Origin of the sequence: Salegentibacter sp. (assembly GCF_036568425.1) — a bacterium.
Classification (GTDB): Bacteria; Bacteroidota; Bacteroidia; order Flavobacteriales; family Flavobacteriaceae; genus Salegentibacter.
Genome location: NZ_DATCSO010000041.1, coordinates 1 through 11,042, shown reverse-complemented (window position 1 = coordinate 11,042; position 11,042 = coordinate 1). Strand labels below are relative to the sequence as shown.

General features: G+C 39.3%; 7 protein-coding genes. 4 read left to right on the top strand and 3 right to left on the bottom strand.

Annotated features, from left to right (window positions below; genetic code table 11):
• The 3 genes from VIM94_RS04570 to VIM94_RS04560 all read right to left on the bottom strand — a co-directional run.
• Nucleotides 1–123 (bottom strand): biotin/lipoyl-containing protein (locus tag VIM94_RS04570; protein ID WP_332038106.1); only part of this gene is annotated, 123 nt, incomplete at its 3' end.
• Between the two features lie 65 nt (nt 124–188).
• The gene (locus VIM94_RS04565) at nt 189–2,957 is read right to left on the bottom strand and encodes a 2-oxoglutarate dehydrogenase E1 component (protein WP_332038105.1); all 2,769 of its coding nucleotides are present in this window, start codon (nt 2,955–2,957) and stop codon (nt 189–191) included.
• Between the two features lie 194 nt (nt 2,958–3,151).
• The gene (locus VIM94_RS04560) at nt 3,152–4,126 is read right to left on the bottom strand and encodes a polyprenyl synthetase family protein (protein ID WP_332038104.1); all 975 of its coding nucleotides are present in this window, start codon (nt 4,124–4,126) and stop codon (nt 3,152–3,154) included.
• Nucleotides 4,127–4,267: 141 nt separating this feature from the next.
• Here VIM94_RS04560 and VIM94_RS04555 point away from each other — a divergent pair, with 141 nt between their 5' ends.
• From VIM94_RS04555 to VIM94_RS04540, 4 genes are read left to right on the top strand one after another with little or no spacing between them, the layout of a single operon-like run.
• The gene (locus VIM94_RS04555) at nt 4,268–4,885 is read left to right on the top strand and encodes a TetR/AcrR family transcriptional regulator (RefSeq protein ID WP_332038103.1); all 618 of its coding nucleotides are present in this window, start codon (nt 4,268–4,270) and stop codon (nt 4,883–4,885) included.
• Nucleotides 4,878–6,233 carry a TolC family protein gene (locus VIM94_RS04550; RefSeq protein ID WP_332038102.1) on the top strand — a complete coding sequence of 452 codons (1,356 nt, stop codon included), beginning with the start codon at nt 4,878–4,880 and terminating at the stop codon, nt 6,231–6,233. The genes VIM94_RS04555 and VIM94_RS04550 overlap by 8 nt, the downstream gene beginning before the upstream one ends.
• 28 nt (nt 6,234–6,261) lie before the next feature.
• Nucleotides 6,262–7,434, top strand: coding sequence for an efflux RND transporter periplasmic adaptor subunit (locus VIM94_RS04545; protein ID WP_332038101.1), 1,173 nt, complete (start codon nt 6,262–6,264; stop codon nt 7,432–7,434).
• A 1-nt stretch (nt 7,435) separates the two neighbouring features.
• A complete protein-coding gene (locus VIM94_RS04540; RefSeq protein ID WP_332038100.1) occupies nt 7,436–10,909 on the top strand; it encodes an efflux RND transporter permease subunit in 3,474 nt (1,157 codons plus the stop codon).
• Nucleotides 10,910–11,042 lie beyond the last annotated feature (133 nt).

The window sequence follows — 11,042 nt, the reverse complement described above, 5'->3', positions numbered from 1 at the left end:
GCTATCAACCTCGGCGACCGCCTGATCTTTTTCAACGTAATCCCCGTCTTCAACAAGCCATTGGGCTATTTCTACTTCGGTTATTGATTCTCCCGGAGAAGGAACTTTCATTTCTAAGGCCATGTTCTTAATTTTTATTTTGTAACCTCTACAAAGCAGAGATGTTTTATGAATTTATTTCTTGTTATTTAATCTTCTAAATTTTTATCAAATACGCAGGCGATAACTTTTTCGTGACGCTTTTTAAACCTCACTGAACTACCTGCAGCCGGTGAACCATAAAATTTCCTGCTACAAACCCTAAAGCTCTTTGCTTCATCAAAATGCAGCAATAGGTGTCCATAAGCACCCATATTTCTGGGTTCTTCCTGTGCCCACACTATATCATTGGCGTTTTTATATTTCTTTAGGGCTTCCCTCATCTCTGAAACGGGTAAAGGGAATAATTGTTCTAATCTAACCAAGGCTACATCATCCCGTTTGTTCTCTTCCCTGAATTCCAACAAGTCATAATAGAATTTACCGGTACAGAAAACAAGTGTTTTGATCTTATCTACCTTGGCATCTTCATCATCAAGAAATGGCTTAAAACTACCTTCAGCAAACTCTTCTTTTGTTGAAACCACTTTTGGGTGTCTCAACAAACTTTTAGGGGTAAAGATGACAAGGGGTTTTCTAAATCCAGCCTTCATCTGCCTCCTAAGAATGTGATACATATTTGCCGGCGTTGTAATATCGGCTACATACATATTATCACTGGCACAAAGCTGAAGAAAACGTTCCATTCTTCCCGATGAGTGCTCTGCTCCCTGGCCTTCATAGCCGTGCGGAAGAAACATCACCAATCCGTTTTGTAACTTCCATTTATCTTCGGCTGCAGAGATATATTGGTCGATCATAATCTGTGCACCATTTACAAAATCTCCAAATTGAGCTTCCCAAATAGTTAGCGTTTTTGGACTCGTCATTGCATAACCGTAATCAAAACCTAAAACTCCATATTCAGACAGGAGTGAGTTATAGATAAATATATCCCCATCTCTGTCAGGAATATTATTGTGAAGGATTATTTCTTCTTCGCTATCTTCAACCTTTAAAACTGCGTGGCGATGAGAAAAGGTTCCCCGTTCACTATCCTGTCCGCTTAGCCGAATGTTATAACCTTCTGTCAATAGAGTTCCATAAGCCAGATGCTCTGCCATAGACCAGTCCAGCTTATTATTTTCAAAATACATCTTCTTCCTGCCCTCTATGATCTTGTTTATTTTTCGAAGAAACTTTTTATCTCCGGGTAATTTTGAAATGGCTTCTGCAACCTTATCAAGCTTCTTAATATCCACCCTTGTATCGATGGATTCCATCATTCCTTCTTGTCGCACCGATTCAAAGCCTTCCCATTCCTCATACATAAATGGTGTCACCCTGGTGGTTTCCTCTTTTCTGGAATCCTCCAGATTTTCATCCAGTTTGGCTCTGTATTCTTTTTCCAGTTTCTTTACATAATCTTCTTCAATAACTCCATCCTTTTTAAGCTTTTCAGCATAGATGTCTCTTGGGTTACTGTGCTTTGCAATTACCTTATAAAGTTTAGGCTGAGTAAATCTGGGTTCATCCCCTTCGTTATGCCCATATTTTCTATATCCCAGCAGGTCGATAAATACGTCCCGGCCAAATTTCATCCTGAATTCCAGCGCAAATAATATAGAATGCACCACTGCTTCAACGTCATCAGCATTCACGTGAAGTACAGGAGAAAGAGTTACTTTCGCTATATCGGTACAATATGTAGAAGAACGGCCATCTAAATAATTTGTGGTAAAACCAATCTGGTTATTTACTACAATATGAATGGTTCCTCCGGTTTTATAACCGTCTAATTTGGCCATTTGGATGACTTCGTAAACAACTCCCTGTGCAGAGATGGCAGCATCTCCGTGAACCAGAATTGGAAGTACTTTACTGACATCTCCCTCGTAGCGCCGGTCTTGTTTTGCACGGGTAATACCCTCTACTACAGGACCAACAGTCTCCAGGTGAGAAGGATTGGGCGCAATATTTATATTTATTCCTTTTCCCTTATCCGTAATCCGGCCTGAAGTCCATCCAAGGTGATATTTCACATCTCCGTCAAAAATATCCTGTTCATAATCCTTCCCGTCAAATTCACTAAAGATATCCTTAGCACTTTTTCCGAAGATATTGGTGAGGGTATTTAATCTTCCACGGTGAGCCATTCCCATAACAAACTCCTGCACTCCTATCTCAGCGGCCTTTTCAATTAAAGAATCCAGGGCCGGAATAAGGCTCTCGCCACCTTCCAGAGAAAATCGCTTTTGACCTACATACTTGGTATGGAGAAAAGACTCAAAGGAAACGGCTTCATTTAACTTCTTAAGAATCTGTTTTTTCTCTTCTGCGGAAAAAGAAGGATGATTCTCATTAATGTTTAGTTTAGACTGGATCCATGAAATTTCTTCAGGTTTTCGAATATACATATACTCGATACCTATCGAATCACAGTAAACATTCTCCAGGTGAGTAATTATTTCTTTAAGGGTTTTTGGACCTATTCCCAATACGTCTCCTGCATTAAAAACAGTATCAAGATCTTCTTTAGAAAGATCAAAATTCTCAATATCAAGAGTTGGAGCATATTTACGACGCTCCCTTACTGGGTTGGTTTTTGTAAATAAATGACCCCGGGTGCGGTATCCATCTATTAAGCGAATTACCTTGAATTCCTTAATCACATGATCGGGTATCTCTCCCTCTTCAAAGTTTACAGGAGCTTCTTCCAGGGTTTCTGAAGCAACGCCGTTTTGCTCCATTCCAAAATCAAAACCTTGAAAAAAAGCCCTCCAGCTGGGCTCTACACTGTCGGGGTATTGAAGGTATTGATCGTAAAGTTCGGCAAAATATGCTGTGTGTGCAGCATTTAGAAATGAGAATCTATCCATAAGTGGAAACTAATGTTTCTTTTATATCCTAAAACAGGACAAAAATACAATTTTTAAAAAAAGGGCTTGTAGAAAACGATATATTTATCTTATGTCTTATAAGAATTTTAACATAGTAAACCTGCGTATTATCAGAGTTATTTGAGTATTCGAAAATACTTTACATTATTTTCAGAATTATGTTGCATCCTGGCTCAAACCTGTCTTTCCATTAAGGTTTCTCCAAATTTTCGCAAGGGCTCTTTTTTATCTTCCTGCAGGTCTATCTCATTCAGCACAGCAAAGGCTTTTTTTGTATATTTTTTGATTTCGGCCCGGGTAAGCTCTGCAGCACCACTGCTCTCAAATATAGCTTTTACTGCTTCTATCTTTCCCGAATTCTCAATTGGACTAATGGAATAGAGATGCTGCAACTGTCTCGCCTCTCTTTCCCCCGATGCCTCAAGCGCCTTTAAATAAAGAAATGTTTTTTTGTTTTCAATGATATCTCCTCCTACTTGTTTACCAAAGGCTTCAGGATCTCCAAAGGCATCAAGGTAATCATCCTGGAGCTGAAAAGCGATTCCGAGCAGTCTTCCATATTGGTAAATAGCATCTTTACATTCCCTTGGAGTCTCGGCGACTATAGCTCCCATTTGCAGAGAAGCGCCAACCAAAACAGCGGTTTTGTATTCTATCATTTTAAGGTAATCTTCAATTTGCACATCTTCCCGCGCCTCAAAATCCATATCGTACTGCTGCCCTTCACAAACCTCCATCGCAGTCTTTGTGAATAACTGCGCTAATTCCTTAAAAACCTTTTCCTCATAATTCTCAAATAGCTGGTATGCATTAATCAACATCGCATCTCCCGAAAGAATGCCTGTATTGATATCCCATTTTTCATGAACGGTTTTTTTACCACGCCTTATAGGCGCATCGTCCATAATATCATCATGCACAAGAGAAAAATTGTGAAAGATCTCTATAGCCAAGGCAGCATCAAGAGCTTTACGGTAATCAGCATCAAAAATTTCAGTGGCCATAAGCACCAAAACAGGTCTTAAGCGTTTTCCGCCCAATTGCAAAATATATCGCATTGGCTCGTAGAGATTTCTTGGCTCTTTTACTTCAATTTTCTCGTCTAAATATTTCAAAAATTCCTGCCGGTACTCTGAAATGGACCTCATGATATCAATTTTTTGGCTAAAATACCATAATAGAATTTAATTCAAATTTAGAGACCAAGTTAAATTATTCAAAAACCAGAGAAACTTTCCTTGTGTATAAAGTTTCCAAAACTTACTTTTGCAGCCAAATTTTTTGAATCTGTGAGAGATAAAATTTTAAATAGGGCTACCGATATGTTTTTAAATCTCGGTTTTAAAAGTGTAACTATGGACGACATTGCCGCCGAAATGGCAATATCCAAAAAAACGATTTATGCCCATTTTGACACAAAAACAAAACTTGTACAGGCTGTCACCAATCTTTTGTTTGAAAATATTGACCAGGGGATCAAGGAGATCAGGGCCAGGAAAATGAATCCTATAGAAGAGATCTACGAGGTTAAAAGTTTTTCAATGAAATACCTGAAAGACGAAAAGACATCCCCACAATATCAACTACAGAAGTATTATCCTAAAATTTTCAAGAGTATTAGCAGCAAGCAATACGAACTGGTACAGTGTTGTGTTATAGAAAACCTTGAAAGTGGAATTACTACGGGACATTACCGCAGCGACATCCCTATTTCTTTTATTAGTCGAATTCATTTCACAGGAATGATGGGTTTAAAAGATAAAGATCTTTTTCCCACTGAAGAGTATAGTAATGCCAAATTAATGGAATATTTTATTGAATATCACATAAGGGCGATTTCAACCCCAAAAGGCCTTAAAGCACTTCAGGAATTTTTAACCAAACGAAAAAAAATCAATCATGCGTAGACTTTTTCTGCTCATCATTCTGCTTTCCGCAGGAATCCAGGCACAGGAAATCCCAAATGGATACAGCTTTTCTCTGGAAGAAGCAATTCGCTTTGGCCTGGAGAACAACTATAGTTCTATAAATGCCCAAAAGGATATTGACATTGCTATTAAACAGAAATGGGAAATCATTGCACAGGGCCTGCCTCAGCTTAGCGCAACTACAGATTACCAGAACTATCTAAAACAACCGGTAACCTTGATTCCTGCAGAAATTTCGGGCGGTGAGCCCGGCACTTATGTCCCCGTGGTCTTTGGCACCAAGCATAACCTTAATGCCACCGCAACCTGGAATCAGCTAATTTTTGACGGTTCTTATATTGTTGGAGTGCAATCGGCTAAAACCTTGTTACAAATCTCAAAAAATGCGAAAACAAAAACCAATCACGAGGTTAAAAAAGCCATTATCAATGCCTACGGAAATGTTCTTCTTGCAGAAGAAAGTGTAGCTATCCTTCAGAAAAATCTGGAAAACGTTCAAAAAAACTACAACGAGACCAAAGAGATCTTTAATAATGGTCTAGCCGAAGAAGAAGATGTGGAGCAACTTGAAATAACCTTACTACGTTTAAAAAACAATCTAAGCAGAAGCCAAAGAATGCAGGATATATCCTACGATGTCCTTAAGCTGAGTTTAGGCCTGCCTGTAGAAACACCTATAGAACTTACCGAAGACCTTAACGAGCTCGCAATGGAGTATTTTGATATGGGGCTTCTTAAAACCCAAATCCCGGTTGAAGAAAATATTGATTACCGCATCGCTAAAAACCGGGCTCAATCTGCCGAAATTCAGGTAAAACTTGAAAAATCCAAAGCGCTACCAAGTCTAAGTGGCTTTCTTAACTACGGAGTTCAGGGCTTCAACACAGAATTCACCTTCTTTAATAGTGACCAGGAATACTATGGACAATCCATTTTAGGCATTTCTTTGAATATTCCTATATTCAGTAGTGGAATGCGTGGTGCACGCACCCAGCAAAAGAAAATAGCTTACGAACAGGCCATACTGGAACTGGAAGAAACCAGAAATGATGTATTAAGAAAGATAAATTCGGCTAAAATAGAATATGAATATAGCCTTGAAAATTTCCAGACCCAAAAGAAAAACCTTGAACTCTCCGAGCGTATAGAACGTAAAAATCAGATCAAATTTTTTGAAGGTGTTGGCAGTAGCTTTGAATTAAGCGAGGCCCAAAGACAACTTTATGCCGCACAGCAGGATTTCCTTCAGGCAATGCTAAATGTGATCACCAATAAAGCCGAGCTGGAAAACCTACTCGACACTACAAAATATCCCGATAAAAACTAAACTAAAAAATAGCAATCAAAATCTAACGATGAAGAAAATAGCAGTTCTAATAACAATAAGCTTTATCATTTTTTCCTGCGGAAAAAAGGAAGAACAGTCAGTCGAGGAAGTTATAAAAAGAGGAGATCTAACTGAGATCAAACAAAAGAAAACTGAATTGGGCCAAAAGCAAAGTGAACTGGCCATGAAAATAGACCAGTTGGATGAAGCCATTAACCGGCTTGATAAAAACCGCAGGTTAGACCTGGTTACCACCCAGACTATTCAAGATACCTTGTTTAAGCATTTTTCTGAAGTTCAGGGCGATGTCGCTACCGATGAAAATATTATTATCTATCCAGAGTTTTCAGGTGTCTTAACCGATATCAGAATAAAAGAAGGCCAGAATGTAAGAAAGGGCCAGACCCTGGCTATTATAGATGATGGAGGACTTTCGAGTGAGCTTGCACAACTTGAAACACGGGTCGCTTTAGCAAAAACCAGTTTTGAACGCCAGGAGAGATTATGGGAACAAAACATAGGCTCTGAAATGCAATATCTGGAAGCTAAAACAAATTATGAGGCAATCCAGAGATCACTGGACCAATTAAAATCCCGTCTTGCCAAAACTGTGATTACCGCTCCATTTAGCGGAGTTATAGACGAAGTTATCACAGATGAAGGCCAGGTAGTGAATCCCGGGCAGAGTCCGTTATTCAGACTAATAAGTTTAAAAAATATGTATGTGGAAGCTGCGGTACCTGAAAATTATCTCAATATGATAAAAAAAGGCACTCAGGTAAAAATTAAAATTGGCTCTATAAACAAAGAGTATGAAGGTGAAGTAAGACAGGTGGGAAGCTATATTAATCCCAACAATCGCACCTTTGAGGTTCAGGTGGCTTTGCCTAATGAAGATAAATTAATCAGGCCCAACCAGATTGCTACAATAAAACTAAACGATTACACCGCTGAAAATGCGATAGTTATTCCGGAAAATGCTGTTCAGAAAAATGCTTTGGGAGAAAATATTGTGTATGTTTTGGAAAAAGATTCTGAAGATGAAACAGGGATCGCCCATAAAAAGATTGTCGAGACCGGCTATGTTTACCAGGACCTAATAGAAATTACCAAAGGCATACAACCAGGAGAGATCCTTATTGTGGAAGGCTCCAAAAATCTACGCGAAGGTCAGGAAGTAAAAATAAGAAACGAGGAGTAACATGAAATTAGACAAGGAATTTAAACTTTCTTCCTGGGCCATTGGTAATAAAATGACGGTCTACGTGATTATCGCTATAATCATGATAGGTGGGCTTATGTCCTATTATAATATGCCCAGGGAATCGTTTCCAGAGGTTATTGAAACCAAAATTTATGTGAGTTCGGTCAACCCGGGGAATTCTGCAGAAGATGTTGAGAAGTTTATTACAGAGCCTCTGGAAGAAGAGTTCAATAATATTGCAGGGGTAAAGGAAATCACCTCAAACACACTTCAGGATTATTCCCTTGTAATTGTTGAGTTTGAAGAAGATATAGAGGTCGATGTTGCCAGGCAAAAAGTCAAGGACAAGGTAGATCTTGTAAAAGCCGAAACAACATGGCCTACCTTGGATAACGGCGCCAAAGTGGAGCCCAACGTCTTCGATTTGAACCTTACCGAGGAAATGCCCATCCTTAATATTAACCTTACGGGAGATTATACCGTACAGCAGTTAAAAGAGTATGCCGAATACCTTCAGGAGCGAATAGAACTCCTCCCTCAGATTAAAGAGGCGGGAATTCGTGGAGCAGAAGATATGGAGGTTGAAATCGCAGTGGATGTCTATAAAATGACAGCTTCAAAGGTTAGTTTTGACGATATTGTAAATTCAGTAAACGCTGAAAACCGCACAATTTCCGGAGGGAATATAATTACCAGTGGAGCACAAAAAAATATCAGGATAATCGGGGAAATAGAAGATCCCGATGAGTTAAACGATGTGGTGGTAAAACGTGATGGTGGTCTTATCTTTCTCAAGGACATCGCTGAAATTAAATTCAGAGAAAAAGACGCCACGACATTTGCCAGGGAGTATGGCCAACCTGTCGTAATGCTGGATGTTAAAAAGCGTGCCGGCAAAAACATGATAGAGGCAGTAGAAAGTATCAAGGAGATCGTTAAAACTGAACAGGAAAATTACCTCCCGGAAAGTTTACACATTAGCCTAAGCAACGATCAATCTACCCAAACTATTAACCAGGTTGATGACCTGGTTAACAACATTATTTTTGGAGTAATTCTCGTGGTTCTGGTGCTTATGTTTTTTCTTGGTTTCAGGAACTCCTTATTTGTAGGAATTGCCATCCCGCTTTCCATGTTCCTTTCCTATATCATTCTTTCCAGTATGGGCTATACGCTAAATACCATGGTTCTTTTTGCCTTGGTAATGGGGCTGGGTATGCTGGTTGATAACGGGATTGTGGTTGTGGAGAATGTATACTCCCTGATGGACCAGGGAATGCCCAGAACCAAAGCTGCAAAGCAAGGTTTAGGAGAGATCGCCTGGCCAATTATCGCTTCAACAGCCACTACCCTGGCGGCCTTCTTCCCACTGGGATTATGGCCGGGTATTGTAGGGAAATTTATGATGATTTTTCCAATTACTCTTTCCATAGTATTGGGATCATCCCTTTTTGTAGCATTGATAATCAATTCGATGCTTACCTCCCAGTTTATGAAAACCGAGGAAAAATCCTTTTCCAAAAAACGACTTATACGGCTTAGCCTAATTCTTGGAGTTACAGGAATTATCCTACTAATCCTTGGTTTCGTATTATCGACAGGTGTCCTGAGAGCTTTTGGAAATATTCTTATCCTGATAGTAATCCTTCTTTGGGCTTATAAATATTTTATTTCTAAGGCAGTAGACTTCTTCCAGGTAAGAGCCCTCAAAAAGATGGAGAGTATGTACGAGAGAACCCTTGTCTATGCGCTCCGTGGGAAAAAAGCATATTTATTTTTCTTCGGAACATTATTTTTGCTTTTTGTATCCTTCGTTTTGATCGCATTGGTGCAACCCAAGGTATTGTTCTTCCCCGAAAATGAACCTAAGCAAATCATTACTTATATCGAATATCCCGAAGGTACCGATATACACAAAACCAACGAGCTCACTAAAAAAATAGAGAGCCAGGTTTTTGAAGTTATTAAAAAGTACGAAGATGAAGACGGGTATAATTTTATGGTCGAATCGGCTATCTCGCAGGTAGGAGAAGGTTCAGGAAACCCCATGACCGATGGCGGTCAACAAAACGAAATGCCTCATAAAGCCAAAATCACCCTCTCCATGCGGGAGTTCAATGAAAGACGCGGTGTGAGAAGTAGCAAGGTCTTAAGCGAAGTACGAGATGCTGTACAGGGCTTTCCGGGAGCATCGGTTATTGTAGAAAAAGACCAGGCAGGTCCTCCTTCCGGTTATCCAATCAATATGGAATTAAAGGGAGAGGATTATGAGCAAATGCTTGCTGAAGCAGAAAACATGCGAGCCTATATCCAGGGGCTAAGTATTCCAGGAATAGAGAATCTCAAAATAGATGTCAATAAATCAAAATCTGAACTGGACGTAAAAGTAGACCGCAGAAAAGCCGGACAACTCGGAGTTTCTACTTCAGCAGTTGGACAGACCCTTAGGAGAGCTATTTATGGTGAGGAAGTTTCTACCTACAAAGAAGGTGATGACGACTATGAAGTAAATGTACGTTTCAATGAGGAATTTCGTTATGATGAAAACGCCTTGTTCAATCAACCTGTGACTTTTATGGATCAGAATACCGGGGAAATTGTACAGGTGCCTATCTCCTCGCTGGTTACCACTGATAAGGCTTCTTCCTTCAGCTCCATTAAAAGAAAAGATCTAAAACGGGTAATCACCTTATACTCCAATGTACTTGAAGGTTATAACGGGAATGAAATTGTAGAACGCCTGAAAACCGAGTTGAAGAATTACGATCTTCCGAAGGAAATATCTCTAGAATTCACCGGGGAACAGGAAGAACAGGAAGAAAATATGAACTTCCTCCTAAAGGCCTTGCTTATTGCTATTGGAGGAATTCTTTTGATCCTTGTTGCCCAGTTCAACTCGATATCTAAGCCAATAATCATCGTAATGGCGGTAATGCTCAGTTTGGTAGGAGTATTTTTTGGTCTTATTATTTTCCAAATGGACTTTATTATTATTATGACGATGATGGGCATTATCTCACTGGCAGGGATTGTGGTTAACAACGCCATTGTACTTGTAGACTACACCCAAATTCTCATAGACCGGCAGAAAAACGAGTTGGGATTAGATGACGATCAGCTATTAACCCGTGAGCAATATTTTGATTGTATTGTAAGAGGTGGGATTTCCAGGTTAAGACCAGTGATTTTAACCGCTATTACTACAGTATTGGGACTTATTCCTTTGGCCGTTGGATTAAATATCGATTTCTTCAGCCTTTTCATAGATTACAATCCCAAAATATATATTGGAGGAGATAACGTGATCTTCTGGGGCCCATTGGCATGGACGGTTATTTTCGGACTTGTTTTCGCAACCTTCTTGACCCTGGTTATTGTACCGGTAATGTTTTATCTGGTAAACCGTGCGAAAGTTAAAACAGCCAATAGAATAGAAGCACGAAAACAAAGAAAACTGGAAGAAGTTGTCTAGTCCTAAATAACCGATACAGATTATTAAAGGATTAAATTTATTAATTAAAGCTGAACAATGTTCCCATTGTTCAGCTTTTTTGATTTATACTGTTTTCTTTTCAAGGTGCTTTGCTTGTGCATTTTATTTGGTG

Excerpts from the sequence above, each read along its gene's own strand:
- VIM94_RS04560 (WP_332038104.1), bottom strand. The coding sequence starts at position 4,126 with ATGAGGTCCATTTCAGAGTACCGGCAGGAATTTTTGAAATATTTAGAC.
- VIM94_RS04540 (WP_332038100.1), top strand. The coding sequence starts at position 7,436 with ATGAAATTAGACAAGGAATTTAAACTTTCTTCCTGGGCCATTGGTAAT.
- VIM94_RS04550 (WP_332038102.1), top strand. The coding sequence starts at position 4,878 with ATGCGTAGACTTTTTCTGCTCATCATTCTGCTTTCCGCAGGAATCCAG.
- VIM94_RS04565 (WP_332038105.1), bottom strand. The coding sequence starts at position 2,957 with ATGGATAGATTCTCATTTCTAAATGCTGCACACACAGCATATTTTGCC.
- VIM94_RS04545 (WP_332038101.1), top strand. The coding sequence starts at position 6,262 with ATGAAGAAAATAGCAGTTCTAATAACAATAAGCTTTATCATTTTTTCC.